The 18,781-nt window shown below is 74.8% G+C and carries 18 protein-coding genes and 1 pseudogene; 15 read left to right on the forward strand and 4 right to left on the reverse strand.

Features of this window, described 5'->3' with window-relative positions; genetic code table 11:
- Positions 1–891 (reverse strand): 8-amino-7-oxononanoate synthase (locus tag ACLIYP_RS22870; RefSeq protein ID WP_412714996.1); only part of this gene is annotated, 891 nt, incomplete at its 3' end.
- Between the two features lie 150 nt (positions 892–1,041).
- Here ACLIYP_RS22870 and bioB point away from each other — a divergent pair.
- The 12 genes from bioB to mug all read left to right on the forward strand — a co-directional run bounded on the left by bioB (position 1,042) and on the right by mug (position 13,448).
- On the forward strand, positions 1,042–2,313 hold the full coding sequence (bioB, locus tag ACLIYP_RS22875; RefSeq protein ID WP_412714997.1) for a biotin synthase BioB: 1,272 nt from the start codon (positions 1,042–1,044) through the stop codon (positions 2,311–2,313).
- Positions 2,306–3,673 (forward strand): adenosylmethionine--8-amino-7-oxononanoate transaminase, encoded by a 1,368-nt coding sequence (locus ACLIYP_RS22880; RefSeq protein ID WP_412714998.1) that lies wholly within the window; start codon positions 2,306–2,308, stop codon positions 3,671–3,673. Before bioB ends, ACLIYP_RS22880 begins: the two co-directional genes overlap by 8 nt.
- 48 nt (positions 3,674–3,721) lie before the next feature.
- Positions 3,722–4,486, forward strand: coding sequence for a dethiobiotin synthase (gene bioD, locus ACLIYP_RS22885; protein WP_412714999.1), 765 nt, complete (start codon positions 3,722–3,724; stop codon positions 4,484–4,486).
- A gap of 22 nt (positions 4,487–4,508) precedes the next feature.
- Positions 4,509–5,171, forward strand: a complete 663-nt coding sequence (locus ACLIYP_RS22890; RefSeq protein WP_412715000.1) for a class I SAM-dependent methyltransferase — start codon at positions 4,509–4,511, stop codon at positions 5,169–5,171.
- Between the two features lie 153 nt (positions 5,172–5,324).
- Entirely contained in the window at positions 5,325–6,104 is a 780-nt protein-coding gene (locus ACLIYP_RS22895; protein WP_412715001.1) for an ABC transporter ATP-binding protein, read from the forward strand.
- A gap of 146 nt (positions 6,105–6,250) precedes the next feature.
- Positions 6,251–7,141, forward strand: a complete 891-nt coding sequence (locus ACLIYP_RS22900) for an LLM class F420-dependent oxidoreductase (protein ID WP_412715002.1) — start codon at positions 6,251–6,253, stop codon at positions 7,139–7,141.
- 65 nt (positions 7,142–7,206) lie between these two features.
- The gene (locus tag ACLIYP_RS22905; protein WP_412715003.1) at positions 7,207–7,695 is read left to right on the forward strand and encodes a GNAT family N-acetyltransferase; all 489 of its coding nucleotides are present in this window, start codon (positions 7,207–7,209) and stop codon (positions 7,693–7,695) included.
- A gap of 270 nt (positions 7,696–7,965) precedes the next feature.
- Positions 7,966–9,432 (forward strand): hemolysin family protein, encoded by a 1,467-nt coding sequence (locus ACLIYP_RS22910; protein ID WP_412715004.1) that lies wholly within the window; start codon positions 7,966–7,968, stop codon positions 9,430–9,432.
- A complete protein-coding gene (locus tag ACLIYP_RS22915) occupies positions 9,429–10,436 on the forward strand; it encodes a hemolysin family protein (protein WP_412715005.1) in 1,008 nt (335 codons plus the stop codon). The genes ACLIYP_RS22910 and ACLIYP_RS22915 overlap by 4 nt, the downstream gene beginning before the upstream one ends.
- 63 nt (positions 10,437–10,499) lie before the next feature.
- Entirely contained in the window at positions 10,500–11,351 is an 852-nt protein-coding gene (locus ACLIYP_RS22920; protein WP_412715006.1) for an SGNH/GDSL hydrolase family protein, read from the forward strand.
- Positions 11,352–11,362: 11 nt separating this feature from the next.
- Entirely contained in the window at positions 11,363–12,793 is a 1,431-nt protein-coding gene (gene purB, locus ACLIYP_RS22925) for an adenylosuccinate lyase (protein WP_412715007.1), read from the forward strand.
- 109 nt (positions 12,794–12,902) lie between these two features.
- Positions 12,903–13,448: a G/U mismatch-specific DNA glycosylase gene (mug, locus tag ACLIYP_RS22930; RefSeq protein WP_412715012.1), complete on the forward strand. Its 546-nt coding sequence runs from the start codon at positions 12,903–12,905 to the stop codon at positions 13,446–13,448.
- A 41-nt stretch (positions 13,449–13,489) separates the two neighbouring features.
- Here mug and ACLIYP_RS22935 read toward each other — a convergent pair whose 3' ends face one another.
- Both ACLIYP_RS22935 and ACLIYP_RS22940 read right to left on the reverse strand, forming a co-directional pair.
- Positions 13,490–14,224: an ABC transporter permease subunit gene (locus tag ACLIYP_RS22935; RefSeq protein WP_412715008.1), complete on the reverse strand. Its 735-nt coding sequence runs from the start codon at positions 14,222–14,224 to the stop codon at positions 13,490–13,492.
- A gap of 3 nt (positions 14,225–14,227) precedes the next feature.
- Positions 14,228–14,731 (reverse strand): annotated as a pseudogene (locus ACLIYP_RS22940) (ABC transporter ATP-binding protein); the annotation flags it as partial.
- A 124-nt stretch (positions 14,732–14,855) separates the two neighbouring features.
- Here ACLIYP_RS22940 and ACLIYP_RS22945 point away from each other — a divergent pair.
- Positions 14,856–15,506, forward strand: coding sequence for a response regulator transcription factor (locus ACLIYP_RS22945; protein ID WP_412715009.1), 651 nt, complete (start codon positions 14,856–14,858; stop codon positions 15,504–15,506).
- Between the two features lie 154 nt (positions 15,507–15,660).
- A complete protein-coding gene (locus tag ACLIYP_RS22950) occupies positions 15,661–16,815 on the forward strand; it encodes an ROK family protein (RefSeq protein ID WP_093658352.1) in 1,155 nt (384 codons plus the stop codon).
- A 28-nt stretch (positions 16,816–16,843) separates the two neighbouring features.
- Here ACLIYP_RS22950 and ACLIYP_RS22955 read toward each other — a convergent pair whose 3' ends face one another.
- Positions 16,844–17,587, reverse strand: a complete 744-nt coding sequence (locus tag ACLIYP_RS22955; RefSeq protein ID WP_412715010.1) for a GntR family transcriptional regulator — start codon at positions 17,585–17,587, stop codon at positions 16,844–16,846.
- Between the two features lie 227 nt (positions 17,588–17,814).
- Between ACLIYP_RS22955 and ACLIYP_RS22960 the strand changes: the two genes are divergently transcribed.
- Positions 17,815–18,564 carry an SDR family oxidoreductase gene (locus ACLIYP_RS22960; protein WP_412715011.1) on the forward strand — a complete coding sequence of 250 codons (750 nt, stop codon included), beginning with the start codon at positions 17,815–17,817 and terminating at the stop codon, positions 18,562–18,564.
- Positions 18,565–18,781: the final 217 nt, after the last annotated feature.

Below are 18,781 nucleotides of genomic sequence, written 5' to 3' on the forward strand. Positions count from 1 at the left end.
GGCCCCGCGAGCGCGGGCGGCGCGGCCGGGTTCGGCCCTCAGCAGCCGCAGCGCGGCGAGTGCGGCGCCGGCGGCGGCCGGGGCGAGACCGGTGTCGAAGACGAAGGTGCGGGCGGTGTTGACCAGGTGGTCGATCACCCGGGCCGGCCCGAGGACCGCGCCGCCCTGGCTGCCGAGCGCTTTCGACAGCGTGGCGGTGGCCACCACGTCCGGGTCTCCGGCCAGGCCGGCCGCGTGGAGGGCGCCCCGGCCGCCGTCGCCCAGGACGCCCAGGCCGTGCGCGTCGTCCACCAGCAGCGCGGCCCCGTGTCCGCGGCAGACGGCGGCCAGTCCGGCCAGCGGCGCGGCGTCGCCGTCGACGGAGAAGACGGAGTCGGTGACGGCCACGGCGCGGCCGGCGAAGCCGTCGAGCGCCTTGCCCACGGCACCGGGGTCGGAGTGCGGGACGACGGCGGTCTCCGCCCGGGACAGCCGGCAGCCGTCGATCAGGGAGGCGTGGTTGGCGGCGTCGGAGACCACCAGCGTGCCGCGGCCGGTCAGGGCGGTGACCGCGGCGAGGTTGGCCGCGTAGCCGGAGGAGAACACCAGAGCCGCCTCGAAGCCGCAGAAGTCGGCGAGCTCCGCCTCCAGTTCGGCGTGCAGCTCGGTGGTGCCGGTGACCAGGCGGGAGCCGGTGGCGCCCGCGCCCCAGCGGCGGGCGGCGGCCGAGGCGGCGGCGACGACCTCCGGGTGCCGGGCCAGGCCCAGGTAGTCGTTGCCCGCGAGGTCGAGCAGGGGGGAGTCGGCGGGCCGGGGGCGCAGGGAGCGCACCAGGCCCGCGCGGCGGCGCAGTTCGGCGTGCTCGTCGATCCAGTCGAACGGGTCCGGGGTGCTGCGGTGCTCCTGCGGCATGGCGGGCCGTCCCTCGCCTTCTGTCGGTTCCGCCCAAAGGTAGTGGCGGACGGACCCTCACAGGGTGTGGCGATACACACACCTTCCATCCGCCTGGTTGTGGGGGTTCGTCCTTGGCCGCGGGCGGGCGCGTAGGCGAGGATCAGCGCCATGGACCTGCTGAAGACGCTGGTGGACAAGGGGCTGCGGCGCGAGCTGCCCACGCGCGAGGAGGCGCTGGCCGTACTGGCCACCTCCGACGACGAACTCCTCGATGTGGTGGCCGCGGCCGGGAGGGTGCGGCGCCAGTGGTTCGGCCGGCGGGTGAAGCTCAACTACCTGGTCAACCTGAAGTCCGGGCTGTGCCCGGAGGACTGCTCGTACTGCTCGCAGCGGCTGGGCTCGAAGGCCGGCATCCTCAAGTACACCTGGCTGAAGCCGCAGGAGGCCGCCGCCGCGGCCGGTGCGGGCGTGGCCGGGGGCGCCAAGCGCGTGTGCCTGGTGGCCAGCGGGCGCGGGCCCACCGACCGGGACGTGGACCGGGTCTCGGAGACCATCGCCGCCATCAAGGAGCAGAACGAGGGCGTGGAGGTGTGCGCCTGCCTGGGCCTGCTCTCCGGCGGCCAGGCGGAGCGGCTGCGCGAGGCGGGCGCGGACGCCTACAACCACAACCTCAACACCTCCGAGGCCACCTACGGGGAGATCACCACCACCCACACCTACGCCGACCGCGTGGAGACGGTCCACCAGGCGCAGGCGGCCGGGCTGTCGGCCTGCTCGGGGCTGATCGCGGGCATGGGCGAGTCGGACGCGGACCTGGTGGACGTGGTCTTCTCGCTGCGTGAACTGGACCCGGACTCGGTGCCGGTGAACTTCCTCATCCCCTTCGAGGGGACCCCGCTGGCCAAGGAGTGGAACCTCACGCCGCAGCGCTGCCTGCGCATCCTGGCGATGGTCCGCTTCGTCTGCCCCGATGTGGAGGTCCGGCTGGCCGGCGGGCGCGAGGTGCACCTGCGGTCCATGCAGCCGCTGGCACTGCACCTGGCCAACTCCATCTTCCTGGGCGACTACCTCACCAGCGAGGGCCAGGCGGGCAGGGCCGACCTGGAGATGATCGCCGACGCCGGTTTCGAGGTGGAGGGCGCCGGGGAGCGGACGCTGCCCGAGCACCGGGCGGACGTGCTCGCCGCGTCCGGCGGGGGCTGCGGCGGGCACGGCGGCGCGGAAGCCGGCGGGGGCTGCGGGCCGTGCGGCGGCGGTGACGCGGACGGCACGGCCGCAGCGGGTGCAGGGGATGCGGCGTGCTCGGCGGGCACAGCGGGCGAACCCGCCTCGGAGGCGGCCGGGGAGGCGGAGGCCGCCGGGGCGCCCGGACGGGCCCGCACCGATCTGGTGGCGGTACGGCGGCGGGGCGCGGGCACGGAGCTGCCGCCCAATGCCTGACGCCGACGCCCCCCTCCCCTTCTCCCCCGGTCCCTCCCGCACCTCCTCCCTCCCCCCTTCCCCGGGCCTCTCGCCCGAGGAGCTGGCCGAGCTCGACCGCCGCCACGTCTGGCACCCCTACGGTCCGATGCCCGGCCGCTCCGAGCCGCTGGTGGTCTCCTCCGCCTCCGGGGTCCGGCTGCGGCTGGCGCGCCCGGCCTGGGGCAGCGTGGAACTGGTCGACGGGATGTCGTCGTGGTGGTCGGCGATCCACGGCTACAACCACCCGGTGCTCAACGACGCGGCGCGCGCCCAGCTGGAGCGGATGAGCCATGTGATGTTCGGCGGGCTCACGCACGAGCCCGCCGTACGGCTGGCCGGACGGCTGGTGGACATCACCCCGGACGGGCTGGAGCACGTCTTCCTCGCCGACTCCGGTTCGGTGTCGGTCGAGGTCGCCGTCAAGATGTGCCTGCAGTACTGGCGTTCGCTGGGACGGCCGGGCAAGCGGCGGCTGCTGACCTGGCGCGGCGGCTACCACGGGGACACCTGGCAGCCGATGTCGGTGTGCGACCCCGAGGGCGGCATGCACCACCTGTGGTCCGGGACGCTGCCCGAGCAGGTCTTCGCGGACGCTCCGCCGGACGGCTTCGACGCCGGCCCCGACCCGGCCTACGAGGCGCATCTGAGGGAGCTGGTCGCCTCCCGCGCCGAGGAGCTGGCCGCGGTGATCGTGGAGCCCGTGGTGCAGGGCGCGGGCGGGATGCGCTTCCACTCCCCCGCCTATCTGCGGGTGCTGCGCGAGGCGTGCGACGAGCACGGCGTGCTGCTGGTGTTCGACGAGATCGCCACCGGCTTCGGCCGCACCGGCTCCCTGTTCGCGGCCGGCCACGCGGGGGTGGTCCCCGATGTGATGTGCGTGGGCAAGGCGCTGACCGGCGGTTACCTGACGATGGCCGCGACCTTGTGCACGACGCGGGTGGCGGAGGGCATCTCGCGCGGCGAGGTGCCGGTGCTGGCCCACGGCCCCACCTTCATGGGCAACCCCCTGGCGGCGGCGATCGCGGGGGCCTCCCTGGACCTGCTGCTCGCCCAGGACTGGGCGGGCGAGGTGAAGCGGATCGAGGCCGGGCTGCGCGACGGGCTCGCCGGGGCCGCCGCGCTGCCGGGGGTGCGGGACGTGCGCGTGCTGGGGGCGATCGGGGTGGTCCAGCTCGACCACGAGGTGGACATGGCGGCGGCCACCGAGGCGGCGGTACGCGCGGGCGTGTGGCTGCGGCCGTTCCGCGACCTGGTGTACACCATGCCTCCCTACGTCACCGGCGACGAGGACGTGGCGCGGATCGCGGACGCGGTGTGCGCGGCGGCGCGCGCGGGCTGAGCCTGCGGGGCGGGAAGACGGGACGGAGAGCGGGCCGGGGACGTCCCGGTGTCCGAAGGAGCGAGGAGAGGCGCGAAGATGTCGGTGCTGGTCGTCACCGGGACGGGCACGGAGGTCGGCAAGACCGTGACCACGGCGGCGCTGGCCGCCGCGGCGGTGGCGGCGGGCCGCTCGGTGGCCGTGCTCAAACCCGCGCAGACCGGGGTGGCCGAGGGCGAGCCGGGAGACGCGGCAGAGGTGCGGCGGCTGGCGGGCGCGGACGTGACCGCCGTGGAACTCGCCCGCTACCCCGAGCCGCTGGCCCCCGAGACGGCGGCGCGCCGTGCCGGTCTGCCCCGGGTGCGCCCCGAGGCGGTGGCGGAGACGGCACGGGCGCTGGAGGAGGAGCACGACCTGGTGCTGGTCGAGGGCGCGGGCGGGCTGCTGGTGCGCTTCGACGACCGGGGATCGACCCTCGCCGACGCCGCGCGGCTGCTGGGCTCCCCGGTGCTGGTGGTAGCCGCGGCCGGGCTGGGCACCCTGAACGCGACGGCGCTGACGGCCGAGGCGCTGCGCTCCCGGGGCCTGGAGTGCGCCGGTGTGGTGGTCGGCAGCTGGCCGCGCGAGCCGGATCTCGCGGCCCGCTGCAATCTGGCGGACCTCCCGGTGGCGGCGGGCGCCCCGCTGGCGGGGCTGCTGCCGCAGGGGGCGGGCTCGCTGGAGCCCCCGGTCTTCCGCGGGCGGGCGGCGGGCTGGCTCTCCCCGCGGCTCGGCGGCTCCTGGGAGGGTGAGGTGCGGCCGGCGGGGAGAGAATGGGAGGGCGCACCCAGGTGACCGCCCTTTCCGGAGGATTCCCATGGCCGCCCGCCGCAGGTCCGTGCCCGAGGCCGTGCACCACCCCGTCTTCGCGCGCTGCTACGCCCGCTTCGCCCCGGCGGTGGACGAGCGGGCCGGGATCGGCGCGCACCGCACCGAGCTGCTGGCCCCGCTGTCCGGACGGGTGGTCGAGGTCGGGGCGGGCAGCGGCCTGAACTTCGGCCGCTATCCGGCCGCCGTGCGCGAGGTGGTGGCGGTGGAGCCGGAGCCCCTGCTGCGGCGGGCCGCGCGGGACGCCGCGGCGCGCGCCGCGGTCCCCGTTTCCGTGGTCCCCGGCGTCGCGGAGGAGCTCCCGCTGGACAGCGGGGCGTTCGACGCGGCCGTGGTGTCGCTGGTGCTGTGCTCGGTACGGGACCCCGAGCGAGCCCTGGCCGAGATCCGGCGGGTGCTGCGGCCGGGCGGCCGGCTGTGCTTCTACGAGCACGTCCGGGCCGGCGGCACCGCCATGGCGTTCACCCAGCGAACGCTGGACCGTACCGTGTGGCCGCACCTGTTCGGCGGCTGCCACACCGCGCGGGACACCGTGGCCGCGATCGGGGCGGCCGGCTTCACCGAGGTGTCGCTGCGGCGGCTGCGGGTTCCGGAGAGGGGCCTGCCCACGCCGGTCTCGGCACACGTCCTGGGCAGTGCGCGGCGGCCCTGACAGCGCCGGGCGGGCACGGGCAGGTGCAGGGGGCGGCCGGGGGTTTCGGGGCGTTTCCCGCCGCCGCCTCGTGGATGGATGGCCCCGCACCGGGTACGGCCCTATCAGTCCCGGCTCCCGCGAGGGAGCCGTCCGTCCGAGCCGGGAGGTGCGGTGTCCACTGACGCGGAGAAGACCGGCGAGGCGCCGGAGGCGGGGCGGCCCGCCGCCCGGGCCCGCGCGCTGACCAAGACGTACGGCAGCGGCGAGACGGCCGTGGTGGCGCTGGACTCGGTGGACGTCGACATCGCCGAGAGCCGGTTCACCGCGGTGATGGGCCCGTCCGGCTCGGGGAAGTCGACGCTGATGTACTGCCTGGCCGGGCTGGACACCGTAACCGAGGGGAGGGTGTGGATCGGTGGCACCGAGATCACCGGGCTCGGGGACGCGGAGCTGACCCGGCTGCGGCGGGACGAGATCGGCTTCGTGTTCCAGTCCTTCAACCTGCTGCCCACCCTGACGGCCCTGGAGAACATCACGCTGCCCATGGACATCGGGGGCCGCAGGCCGGACCGGGAGTGGCTGGACACGGTGGTCGACACGCTCCGGCTGCGGGACCGCCTCGGCCACCGGCCCACCCAGCTCTCCGGCGGCCAGCAGCAGCGGGTGGCCTGCGCCCGCGCGCTGGCCTCCCGCCCGAGGCTGGTCTTCGCCGACGAGCCGACCGGCAACCTCGACTCGCGCTCCGGGCTGGAACTGCTGGACTTCCTGCGCCGGGCGGTGGACGACCTGGGGCAGACGGTGGTGATGGTGACCCACGACCCGGGCGCCGCGGCTCACGCGGACCATGTGCTCTTCCTGGCCGACGGGCGGATCGTCGACGAGATGCCCCGCCCCACCGCCGAGGCGGTCCTGGAGCGGATGAAGCGGTTCGACCCCGTGCGGCAGTACTGACCCGCCCTTCCCCGCCGTCCCCGGTGAGCCGCCGGGACGGCGCGGGGCGCGTCAGGACACCGCCGCCACCCCGCGGGAACGTCCCCGGCCGCGCCCGCCCGGGGGCACGAGCCCGTCCCGGATCCCGGAACCGTGAGGAGAGCCGCGTGACACGACCGTTCCGCTTCGGCGTCAACCTGGTCGCCCTCGACTCCCGCGACGCCTGGCGCGCCAAGTGCCGCCGCGCCGAGGAACTGGGGTACGACGTGCTGCTCGTACCCGACCACCTCGGCGCTCCCGCACCGTTCCCGGCGCTGGTCGCCGCGGCCGAGGCGACCCGGCGGCCCCGCGTGGGCACCTTCGTGCTCAACGCCGGCTTCTGGAACCCCGCCCTGCTGGCCCGCGAGGTCGCCACCTGCGACCGGCTGACCGGCGGGCGGCTGGAACTCGGGCTGGGCACCGGGTACGTGCGCTCCGAGCACGAACGGGCCGGGCTGCCGTGGGGATCGCCGGGCGAGCGGGTGGACCACCTGGAGCGCACCGTCGCCGAGCTGGACCGTCTGCTGTCCGACCCCGAGCACGTCCCCCCGCCGCGGCAGCGGCCCCGTCCGCCGCTGCTGATCGGCGGCAACGGCGACCGGGTGCTGTGCCTGGCCGCCCGCCGCGCCGACATCGCCGCCTTCACCGGAGCCCGGCAGGCCCCCGGCGCCCCCGAAGGCGTCATCCACCTGATCGGCCCGGACGAGCTGGAGGAGCGGACGGCCGCCTACCGCCGCTTCGCCGCCGGCCGGGACGAGCCCGCCGAGCTGAACTACCTCGTACAGCGGGTGGCCGTCACCGACGACCGGCGCGCGGTGGCCCGCGAGCTGGTCCCGTACGCCCTGGGCGCGACGGAGGAGGAGCTCCTGGAGCACCCGGCCCTGCTCACCGGCAGCGTGCGGCAGATCGCCGAGCAGGTGCGCGCTCACCGCGACCGGTACGGCTTCAGCTACTTCTGCGTGCTCGAGCCGTTCATGGAGGCCTTCGGACCGGTGATCGAGGAGTTGCGGGGCGGCTGAAGCCCCTGGTGACCACATGCCGAAACACCGCACGTCCGCTGCCCGGCCGGTGCTGGGATACCGCCATGGACGATCTTGTGAACGACTCCGGCCTCCGGATCCGGGCGGCCCTCGCCGCGGACATCGACGCCGTGCTGGCCTTCTGGGCGCAGGCCGCGGAGGGCACGAGCATCAGCGACGACCGCGCGGGCGTGGCGCGGCTGATCGAACGGGACCCGCAGGCGCTGCTGCTGGCGGTGCCCGGCGGGGCCCCTGCGGACCCGGCGGACCCGGAAGCGCCGGCGGCCGGACCCGTGATCGGCTCGGTGATAGCGGGCTTCGACGGCTGGCGCTGCCATCTGTACCGGCTCGCGGTCCATCCGGCGCACCGCCGCCGCGGTGTGGCCTCGGCCCTGCTGGCGGCGGCCGAGGCGCGGTTCGCCGCGCTGGGCGGGCGGCGGGGCGACGCCATGGTGCTCGACCGCAACGCCTCCGCCCACCGTGCCTGGCGTGCGGCGGGGTACGCGCCGCAGCCGCAGTGGAGCCGCTGGGTGAAACCGCTGGACCGGCACTGACGGGTGCGGCCCGGCGGACCGGCGGCTCCGGGGAGGGTGCGGCCGCTCGCATACGATGTACAGCCCATCGCGCGTTCGCGCCGTGTGCCGCGGTTCCCGCGTCCGCGGCGCGCGTGCCCGACAGACGTCCCGGAGAAAGGTGTGTGAGCGTCCGCCCATGGGCGAGCCTCCCAGTAGCCCCGGCAGCAGAACCGGCAGCCGAACCGGCCGTGACCCCGGCCGTCGAGCGGCTCTCTCCGTCCCGCCGGACCACAGGACGGAGGTGACCCGGTGACCGAAGTGCTCCTCCTGCTCCTGGCACTGCTGCTGACCCTCGCCTGTGCCGTGTTCGTCGCGGCGGAGTTCTCGCTGACCACCGTCGAGCGCGGCGATCTGGAACGGGCCGCGGAGCGCGGCGAGCCGGGCGCCGACAGCGCGCTGAAGGCGGTGCGCTCCCTCACCTTCCAGCTCTCCGGCGCCCAGCTCGGCATCACCGTCACCGGTCTGATCATCGGCATGCTCTCCGAGTCCTCGACCGCACGGCTGCTGGCCGGTCCGCTGCGGGCGGCCGGACTGCCCGCCGCGGCGGCGTCCTCGGTGGCGCTGGTGACCGGCACGGCGCTGTCCACGGTGGTGCTGATGGTCGTCGGCGAGCTGGTGCCGAAGAACTGGGCGATCTCCCGGCCGCTGCCGGTCGCCCGCCGGGTCGGCGGCCCGCAGCGCGGCTTCAGCGCCGCCTTCCGGCCGCTGATCACCCATCTGAACGACACCGCCAACCGGGTCCTCCACCGGCTCGGCCTGGAACCCACCGAGGAGCTGGCCTCGGCGCGCTCCCCGCAGGAGCTGGTCGCGCTCGCGCGCCACTCGGCGAAGGAGGGCGCCCTGGAGGCGGACACCGCGGAGCTGTTCGTCCGCACCATCCGGCTCTCCGAGCTGACCGCGCAGAGCGTGATGACGCCGCGCGTCCAGGTCACCGCGCTGGAGGAGAACACCACCGCGGAGGACGTCGCCAACGCCGCCCGGGCGACGGGCCTGTCCCGCTTCCCGGTCTACCGCGGCAACCTCGACACCGTGGTCGGTGTCGCCCACGTCAAGGACGTGATCGCCGTCCCCGCCGGACGCCGTACCGGCCACCCGGTCACCAGGCTGCTGCGCGAGCCGGTGCTCGTACCGGAGTCCCTCACCGTGGACCGGCTGCTGGACCGGCTGTCGGGGAAGAACAGCATGGCGGTGGTGATCGACGAGTACGGCGGCACCGCCGGGGTCGTCACCCTGGAGGACATCATCGAGGAGGTCGTGGGCGAGGTCCGCGACGAGCACGACCCGCTCGAAACCCCCGATCTGGTCCCGGCGGGCGCCGACGAGGAGGGCCGCACCGTCTACGACGCGGACGGCGCGGCCCGCACCGACCGGCTGGAGGAGATCGGCCTGCGCGCCCCGGACGGCCCGTACGAGACCCTGGCCGGGCTGATCGCCACCGAACTGGGCCGCATTCCGGCCGTGGGCGACGTCCTGGAGGTCGCCGGGTGGCGGCTGGAGGTCGTGGACGCGACCGGACGGCGGGCCGCCGGGGTGCGGCTGACCGCTCCGCCCGGCCCCGGTGGCGGGGAGGACCACGACGGCGACCGCGGCGACCGCCGCGGCGCCGCCGGTGACCGCGACCGGGACGGCCTGGCCGAGCCGGCCGGCCGGGAGCGGGACCAGCGCGACCGGGTCCGCGACCACGGTGGTGTCCGGAACCAGGAGGCGAGCCGATGACCGCCGTGCAACTGCTGATCGGCCTGCTGACGCTGGTCGCCAACGCCTTCTTCGTCGGCGCGGAGTTCGCCATGATCTCGGTGCGCCGCAGCCAGATCGAACCGCTCGCCGAACGCGGCGAGAAGCGGGCGCGCAGCGTGGTGTGGGGACTTGAGCACGTCTCGGCGCTCATGGCCTCCGCCCAGCTGGGCATCACCCTGTGCACGCTGGTGCTGGGCGTGGTCGCCGAGCCCGCGATCGCCCACCTGCTGGAGCCGGTGTTCCACCTCGTGGGCGTGCCGGAGGGCCTGATCCATCCGATCGCCTTCGTGATCGCTCTGGCGGTGGCGACGTACCTGCACATGCTGTTCGGCGAGATGGTGCCGAAGAACATCGCGCTGGCGGCGCCCGAGCGCGCCGCGCTGCTGCTGGGACCGCCGCTGGTCGGCCTCACCCGGGCCCTGCGGCCGGTGATCTTCGGTGTCAACGCCCTGGCCAACGGTCTGCTGAAGCTGCTGCGGGTGGAGCCCAAGGACGAGGTCTCGGCGACCTACTCCGACGACGAACTGGCCCGTCTGGTGGCCGACTCCAGTGAGGCCGGGCTGCTGGACGAGCGCGCGACGGAGCGGCTGCGCGACGCGCTGGAACTGGGCCGCCGCCCGGTCGTGGACGTCGTACGGCCCACCGACCGCGTCGTCTTCGCCCCCTTCGGCGTCACTCCCGAGGGGCTGGAGCAGCTCTCCGCGCGCAGCGGCTTCTCCCGCTTCCCCGTGGTGGACGGCCAGGGCAGGGCGCTGGGCTATCTGCACGTCAAGGACGCGCTCGACGCCGCGCACCGCGAAGTCCCGTTCCCCGTCGCGGCACTGCGGCCGATCGCCCGGGTGCGGGCCACGACACCGCTGGACGACGTGCTGGGCGCGATGCGCAGCAGCGGCACCCACCTCGCGGCGGTGATCGGCACGGACGGGCGCGCGGTCGGGCTGGTCACCATGGAGGACGTGCTGCGCGAACTGGTGGGCCGCTGACGGCGGGCGGGGCGGCGCCGCGAGCAGGCGCGTACCGAGCGGTCGGTTACCATGTCCCGCGTCATGGACAGTGCAACCAACTCGCCCGCCCCGCCCGCCATCACCAGCTTCGTCGCCCTGGGAGACTCCTTCACCGAGGGCATGTCGGACCTGCTGCCGGACGGCGGCTACCGCGGCTGGGCCGATCTCCTGGCCGCCCGTCTCGCAGCGCGCACCGACGGCTTCCGCTACGCCAACCTGGCCGTGCGCGGAAAACTGATCCGGCAGATCGCCGAGGAGCAGGTGGACGTGGCCGCGGCCATGGGCGCGGACCTGGTGACGCTGGTCGGCGGCCTCAACGACGTACTGCGTCCCAAGTGCGACATGGACACGGTGTGCGGTCTGCTGGAGGAGTCGGTCGCCAAGCTCGCCCCCAACTGCCGCCATCTGGTGCTGATGCGCAGCCCCGGGCGGCGCGGGCCGGTGCTGGAGCGCTACCGGGCGCGCATGGAGCACCTCTTCGGCTTCATCGACGGTCTCGCCGAGCGGCACGGGGCCCTGGTGGTGGACCTGTACGGCTGCGACGCGCTGGGTGATCCGCGGATGTGGGCCGACGACCGGCTGCACCTGACCGCCGAGGGGCACCGGCGGGTGGCCGAGGCGGTCTGGCAGCGGCTGGGGCACGAGCCCGAGACCGACTGGCACGCGGCCCTGCCGCCCGCCGTCCTGCCCGGCTGGTACGCGCGCCGGGTCGCCGATCTGCGCTTCACCCGCCGCCATCTGCTCCCGTGGATCGGCCGGCGGCTGACCGGCCGGTCCTCGGGCGACGGGCTGACGCCCAAGCGGCCCGACCTGGCGCCGCTGGCCCCGGCCGTGGACCGGGAACGGTACCCCGACGCCGACCTGACGGCGCTGGCCTGCGACGACACCCCGTAGAATCCCCGGGTGTGACTGACAAGCCGCGCATCCCGAACGTCCTGGCAGGCCGCTACGCCTCCGCGGAGCTGGCCCGACTGTGGTCCCCCGAGCACAAGGTGGTACTGGAGCGGCGGCTGTGGCTCGCCGTGCTGCGGGCCCAGAAGGACCTGGGCGTCGAGGTGCCGGAGCAGGCCCTGGCCGACTACGAGCGGGTGCTCCAGGACGTCGACCTCGCCTCGATCGCCGAGCGCGAGAAGGTCACGCGCCACGACGTGAAGGCGCGGATCGAGGAGTTCAACGCGCTGGCCGGGCACGAGCACGTGCACAAGGGCATGACCTCCCGGGACCTGACCGAGAACGTCGAGCAGCTACAGGTCCGGCTGTCGCTGGAACTGGTGCGCGACCGCGCGGTGGCCGCGCTGGCACGGCTGGGACGGCTGGCGGCCGAGCACTGCGAGCTGGTGATGGCGGGGCGCTCGCACAACGTCGCCGCGCAGGCCACGACCCTGGGCAAGCGCTTCGCGACCGCCGCCGACGAACTGCTGGTGGCCCACGCGCGGCTGGAGGAGCTGCTGGCGCGCTACCCGCTGCGCGGCGTCAAGGGACCGGTGGGCACCTCCCAGGACATGCTGGACCTGCTGGGCGGCGACGGAGGCAGGCTGGCCGAGCTGGAGGAGCGGATCGCCTCGCACCTGGGCTTCGGCCGCACCTTCACCTCCGTCGGCCAGGTCTATCCGCGCTCGCTGGACTACGAGGTGGTGACCGCGCTGGTCCAGCTGGCCGCCGCGCCCTCCTCCCTGGCCAAGACCATCCGGCTGATGGCCGGGCACGAGCTGGTGACCGAGGGCTTCAAGCCTGGCCAGGTCGGCTCCTCGGCGATGCCGCACAAGATGAACACCCGCTCCTGCGAGCGCGTCAACGGCTTCGCCGTCATCCTGCGCGGCTACGCCTCGATGGTCGGCGAGCTCGCGGGCGACCAGTGGAACGAGGGGGACGTCTCCTGCTCGGTGGTGCGCCGTGTCGCGCTGCCGGACGCCTTCTTCGCCCTCGACGGCCTGCTGGAGACCTTCCTGACGGTCCTGGACGAGTTCGGCGCGTTCCCCGCGGTCGTCGCCCGCGAGCTGGACCGCTACCTGCCGTTCCTGGCCACCACCAAGGTGCTGATGGGCGCGGTACGGGCCGGGGTCGGCCGGGAGACGGCCCACGAGGCCATCAAGGAGCACGCGGTGGCCTCGGCGCTGGCGCTGCGCGAGGGGGCCGAGCGCAACGAGTTGCTGGACCGGCTGGCCGCGGACGAGCGCATCCCGCTGGACCGGGAAGGGCTGGACGCCCTGCTGGCCGACCGGCTGTCCTTCACCGGCGCGGCCGGCGACCAGGTCGCCTCGGTGGTGGCCCGGATCGAGGAGGTCGCGAAGCGGTACCCGGAGGCCGCCTCCTACACCCCCGGCGCGATTCTCTGACCCTCTCCCCGACTGCCGGAGGCGCTCCCGGGCAGAAGGCCCGGTGGAAGGACCGCGAGGGAGACCCATGTCCGGGAGGGCCATGTCCGAGGAGACCTCCGGCGGCACGATGACCGGGGACGAGATGGAGGCGCTGCGAGCCCGTACCGTGCCGGACGTGGTCGCCGAGGGGCTGAGCGTGCTGTTCTGCGGGATCAACCCCGGGCTGACGACCGCCCGGCTGGGCCACCACTTCGCCCATCCGGGCAACCGCTTCTGGCCGGTGCTGCACGCCTCCGGCTTCACCCCCCGGCGGCTGAGGCCCTCGGAGCAGCACGAGCTGCTGTCGTACGGGCTGGGCATCACCAACATCTCGCCCCGCCCCACCGCCCGTGCCGACGAGCTGACGCCCGAGGAGTACCGCACGGGCGGGCGGGTGCTGGCCGAGAAGGTGGCGCGGCTGCGCCCGGAGTGGCTCGCGGTGGTCGGTGTGACCGCCTACCGGGCCGCCTTCGGGGACCGGAAGGCCCGGACAGGCCCTCAGGAGGCGGCGATCGGCGGCGCCCGGGTGTGGGTGCTGCCCAACCCGAGCGGGCTCAACGCCCACTGGACGCTGGAGACGATGGCCGAGGAGTACGGCCGGCTGCGCGCCGCCGCGCTCGACGGCCCGTCCTGACGCCGGCAGCCGGCCTGGCTCTCCCGCACGGCCGCCCGCCCTCAGGCGTCACGGCGGCGCAGTACGGCCAGCCCCGCGCAGAGCGCCGCGACCGTCCAGACAGCCATCACCGCCATACCGCTCCACGCGTCCAGTGGACCCTCCGGCACCGGATGGAGCGCTTGCTGACCGGCCCGGTCCGGCAGGAACCACGCTTCCTCGCCCACCACCGGCGATATCAGGAAGACCAGCGGTACGAGCAGTCCCAGCGCACCCACCATGCTCCGCACCGCGGTCGCGGTGCCTGCGGACAGCAGAGCCAGCAGCGCCAGATAGATCCCGCAGCCGAATCCGGCCCGCAGCACCCCGGGATCCCCGAGGCCCGCCCCGTGCTCGCCCAGCAGCATCTGGCCGACCACCACGGCGGCCAGGCCCGCGGGCAGGCCGACGGCGAGTGCGAGGCCGCCGACGGCGGCGAGCTTGGCACCGTAGAACGTCCCCCGGCGGGGCACGGCGGTCAGTGAGAGGCGGATGGTGCCGTGTCCGTACTCGCCCGCGACGGCCAGTACGCCGAAGCAGATCGCGGCCACCTGGCCGAAGTTGAGGCCGAAGAAGGAGAAGGAGACCGGCTCGAAGCCGGGGTTGTCGCTCTCCGCCTCCCCGAGAAAGCCGGTGACCAGTACCCCGACGCCGACCGTGGCGATCAGGACGGCCGACAGACTGCCCATCAGCGAGGGCGTCGTGCGCACCTTGAGCCACTCCGACCGGAGCGCGGCGGCGAACGGCGTGTTCCGCACCCCTCACACCTCCTTCTTCGTCCGGTAGCGCACGGCACCTGCGGTCAGCCGCAGGTATGCCGCCTCCAGCGAGTCCGGCTCCGCCGGTTCACCGTGCTCGTGCAGGAAGTCCGCCAACGGGGCGTCGGCCAGCAGCCGCCCCGCACCGAGTACGACGACGCGGTCGGCGATACGCGCCACTTCCCCCATCAGATGGCTGGAGACCAGTACCGTGCGGCCCTCGTCCGCCAGGCGTCTCACCAGCTCCCGCAGCCAGACCATTCCCTCCGGGTCGAGCCCGTTGGAGGGCTCGTCGAGCAGCAGCACGGGCGGATCGCCCAGCAGGGCGGCGGCCATACCCAGTCTCTGGCGCATGCCGAGGGAGAAGGTCCGCACCCGGCGCCGGGCGGCAGGCGCTATGCCTGTCTCCTCCATGACCTCGTCGATCCGGTGGTCCGGGATGCGGTTGCTGCTCGCCAGTACGCGCAGATGGTCTCGGGCGGTGCGTCCCGGGTGGGCCGCGCCAGCGGGCTGCGCGGTGTCAGCGAGCGGGCCGCACTGCTGGGAGGCTCGGCGAGCGCCGGGCCGGAGGGAGGTTCATGGTGCCTGGACGTCCTTCTGCCGCTCGACGGTTACCGACGGAGTTGATCGTGTGAGCGTCACGGTGCTGCTGGTCGACGACGAGGAGCTGGTGCGCGCCGGGCTGCGCGCGGTCCTGGACACCCAGCCCGACATCGAGGTCGTCGGCGAGGCCGCCGACGGTGCGACGGTCGTCCCGCTGGTACGCCGACTGCGCCCGGACGTGGTCGCGCTGGACGTGCGGATGCCCCTGCTGGACGGGATAGAGGCGACGCGGGCGATCCTGCGGTCGGTGGCCGATCCACCGGGCATCCTGGTGATCACCACCTTCGAGGAGGACGCCTACGTCTATGAGGCGCTGCGCGCCGGAGCGAACGGCTTCCTGCTGAAGCGGGCACGCCCCGCGGAGATCGTGCACGCGGTGCGGCTGGTCGCAGAGGGCGATTCGCTGCTCTTTCCCGCCGCCGTACGGCGACTCGCCGCGGGGCACGGCAACGAGAGCGCCCGGCGGGTGCTGGAGCGGGCGGCGCTGACCGGACGGGAGCGGGAGGTGTTGCGGCTGATGGCCGGCGGGTTGTCGAACGCGGAGATCGCGGGTCGGCTGCTGCTGGGCGGTGAGACGGTGAAGTCCCACGTCAGTTCGGTGTTGGCGAAGCTGGGAGCACGCGACAGGACCCAGGCGGTGATCACGGCGTACGAGTCGGGTTTCGTCATGCTGGGCTGAGCTGCGGACCGCCGCCCTCGCCTGCCGCGGGCCGGGTGCGGACCCTGCTCCGAAGCGGCGCCCGCCGCCCCGGAGCACCTCACCCGGCTCTCGCTCCTCCCGCGCTCACCGGATACGATCCGGCCACACATGCGCACTTCCCAGGAGGCGGACGTTGGGGCGGCTCACCGGCAGGGACCCCTCCCTGCTGCGCAGGATCAACTCCGCCGTCGTCCTGCGCGCGCTGCGCGCCGCCGACGGCCCACCGACGCTGTCCGATCTGGCCCAGGTCGCGGAGCTGTCCCGGCCGACGGTCGAGGGCGTGGTGGAGCAACTGGTGGAGGCCGGACTGGCGGCCGAGGCCGCCGTCGCCTCCGGTGACGTCCGGCGGCAGGGGCGGCCGGCGCGCCGCTACCGCTTCCGGGCCGAGGCAGGCCATCTGCTCGGTATCGAGATCGGCCCGCACCGGGTGGCCGCCGTCCTCTCCGACCTGTGCGGGCGGCGGCTGGGCACGGTCGGGCGCGCGGTCTCCGAACAGGCGACGGCCGACGAGCGGCTGGAGCGGGCACGCGCCGTGGTCGCCGAACTGCTGCGCACCTGCGAGGTGCCGCGCAGCACCCTGCGCGCGGTGGGGGTGGGCAGCCCAGGGATCGTGGAGGCCGACGGCACGGTGCGGCTGTGCACGGCGCTGCCCGGCTGGACCGGTCTGCCGCTGGGCGAGCGGCTGCGGCGATCGTTCCGCTGTCCGGTGCTGGTGGAGAACGACGCCAACGCCGCCGCGCTGGCCGAGCACTGGAAGGGCGCGGCCGTCGGCGTCGACGACGCGGTGTTCGTCCTGGCCGGGCTGAGCCCGGGCGCCGGCTCGCTGATCGGCGGGCGGCTGCACCGCGGATTCGGCGGCGCGGCCGGGGAGATCGGCGCACTGCACCTGCTGGGGCGTGAGGCCACCCCCGAGCATCTGCTGTCCACGACCGGCGAGCCGCTGCACCCGCTGGACGAGGCGGCGGTGGCGCGGGTCTTCGCGCTGGCGCGCGAGGGGGACGAGCGGGCACGGCAGGCCGTCGAGCGGTTCATACGGCGCCTGGTGCACGATGTGGCCGCGCTGGTGCTGGCCCTGGATCCGGAGCTGGTGGTCGTCGGCGGCTGGGCCACCGGGCTGGACGGTGTGCTGGACCCGCTCCGCCGCGAGCTGGAGCGCTACTGCCTGCGGCCGCCGCGGGTCGCGCTGTCCCTGCTGGGCGGGGAGGCCATCGCGACCGGCGCGCTGCGGCTGGCGCTCGACCACGTCGAGGAGGAGCTGTTCACCGTGGAGGGCGCCGTCGCCCGCTGACGTACCGCCACCGGGCACGGCGCGTGGTTCAGCTCGCCAGCAGCGAGACCCCGGCGGAGTCGCCGAAGGTGAGGCGGCAGGTGTCGGCCCGGTAGGTGGAGAGCGCGACCGCGGCGGTGCCGCCCGCGGCGAGGTAGCGGGTGGTGACGACGAGGACGGGCGCGCCGGGCAGCCGGTCGAGCCGCCTGGCGTCCTCCGCCCGGGCGGAGCCGAGCTCCACGGCCCGGTCCTGGCCGCCCAGTTCGAGGCGGTTCAGCTCGCGGAGGACGGCACGGCCGCGGGCGGCTCCCGCCTCGGTCTCGATGGCGGACATCCCGGGCACCGAAGCGGCCGGTACGTAGAGCGTCTCGGTGGCGACCGCCTGGCCGTGGGCCATACGGACGCGGTGGACGGCGTACACCGGCCGGCCGGCCTCCGTGCCGAGCGCCCCGGCCACCGCGGCCGGCGGGGCGGTCTCCTCGCAGTCCTCGGTCTGCCAGGCGTCGCCCGGGGCACCGGGCCAGCTGTGCCGGACGGGGTTCACGTCGACGCCGACGCGCGGCGGGGCGACGGTGGTGCCGACCCCGCGGCGGCGCTGGAGGCGGCCCTCCAGCTCGAGCTGCTCCAGGGCCTGGCGGAGCGTGGCGCGGGCGACGCCGAAGCGCGCGGCGAGTTCCCGTTCGTTCGGCAGGATCTCCCCCACCGCGAACTCCGAGTCGAGCGCCTCCGACAGCACGGTCTTGAGGTGCCAGTACTTCGGCTCCGGCACCGTCTCCAGTCGCGTGGTCCCCACCCTTGCCTCCGCAGTCGCCGTGTTCCGTCGGAATTTATGCGCGCTTCTTTTTTAAAGGTTGTTGCGTATGCCGACCTTAGGGAGCGGCGGCCCATTTGGTCAAGACCAATCCGACCCGCTAGCGTGCCGAGCCGGAGAGCCGGGCCGCCGGAAAGCGGCTGCGAGAACGACCAGAACGACCAGAACGACGAGAACGGCAAGAGGGCGACGAGAGGGTGAGGGCGGGCATGGAGCAGCGGGTCACGGTCGTCACCGGCGGCAGCCGCGGGATCGGGGCGGCCGTCGCCCGGCGGCTGGCGAGGGCCGGGCACCGCGTCGCGGTCGGCTACCAGCACTCCCGCGAGGCGGCCGAGGAGACGGCGCGGGCGGTACGCGCCGAGGGCGCCGAGGCGATCACCGTGCGGCTGGACACCAGTGTGGAGAGCGAGGTCGACGCCCTCTTCGAGGAGGCGGCCCGGCGGCTGGGCGCGGTCACGGGCGCGGTCCTCAACGCCGGGATCACCGGCCCGCTGGGCCGTTTCACCGAAACCTCCACCGAGGTGATGCGCCGGGTGGTGGACGTCAACGTCATGGGCACACTGCTGTGCGCCCGGCGCGCGGCCCTGGCGATGTCCACGCGGTACGGCGGCTTCGGCGGCTCGATCGTCACCCTCTCCTCGTGCGCGGCCACGCTCGGCAGCCCCGGCGAGTACGTCCACTACGCCGCGGCCAAGGCGGCGCTGGACGCCATGACGGTCGGGCTCTCCAAGGAACTGGGGCCCGACGGGGTGCGGGTGAACTCCGTCCAGCCCGGGGCGATCCTGACCGACATGCACGCCACGATGGGCGATCCGCAGCGGCCCTGGCGCAAGGCCGAGGTGATCCCGATGGGCCGCCCCGGAGAGCCGGAGGAGGTGGCGGGCGCGGTCGCCTGGCTGATGTCCCCGGAGGCGTCCTACACCACCGGGGCCGTGCTGCGGGTGAGCGGCGGACTGTAACGGCGGGTCGCGGGCGGCGGACCGGTGCGCCCGCAAACGGTGCGCGGGCAGGTGCGCCGGGGGGCTGAGCGGGCCCCGTACCGGTCAGGAGCGGTCCGGGGCCGGGCGGGTCACCCCGGATGCCGCCGGCCGGCGGCCCGCTCCGGCACGGGCACGCCCTCCCCCCGCGCCTGCGGCACCTCACGGGTTCCCGGCGGCCCGGACGGCCCGGGCGACC

This window comes from Streptomyces nanhaiensis (assembly GCF_046614825.1).
Taxonomy (GTDB): domain Bacteria; phylum Actinomycetota; class Actinomycetes; order Streptomycetales; family Streptomycetaceae; genus Streptomyces; species Streptomyces radiopugnans.

Excerpts from the sequence above, each read along its gene's own strand:
- bioB (WP_412714997.1), top strand. The coding sequence starts at position 1,042 with ATGGACCTGCTGAAGACGCTGGTGGACAAGGGGCTGCGGCGCGAGCTG.
- ACLIYP_RS22880 (WP_412714998.1), top strand. The coding sequence starts at position 2,306 with ATGCCTGACGCCGACGCCCCCCTCCCCTTCTCCCCCGGTCCCTCCCGC.
- ACLIYP_RS22890 (WP_412715000.1), top strand. The coding sequence starts at position 4,509 with ATGGCCGCCCGCCGCAGGTCCGTGCCCGAGGCCGTGCACCACCCCGTC.
- ACLIYP_RS22905 (WP_412715003.1), top strand. The coding sequence starts at position 7,207 with ATGGACGATCTTGTGAACGACTCCGGCCTCCGGATCCGGGCGGCCCTC.
- ACLIYP_RS22915 (WP_412715005.1), top strand. The coding sequence starts at position 9,429 with ATGACCGCCGTGCAACTGCTGATCGGCCTGCTGACGCTGGTCGCCAAC.
- ACLIYP_RS22920 (WP_412715006.1), top strand. The coding sequence starts at position 10,500 with ATGGACAGTGCAACCAACTCGCCCGCCCCGCCCGCCATCACCAGCTTC.
- mug (WP_412715012.1), top strand. The coding sequence starts at position 12,903 with ATGACCGGGGACGAGATGGAGGCGCTGCGAGCCCGTACCGTGCCGGAC.
- ACLIYP_RS22960 (WP_412715011.1), top strand. The coding sequence starts at position 17,815 with ATGGAGCAGCGGGTCACGGTCGTCACCGGCGGCAGCCGCGGGATCGGG.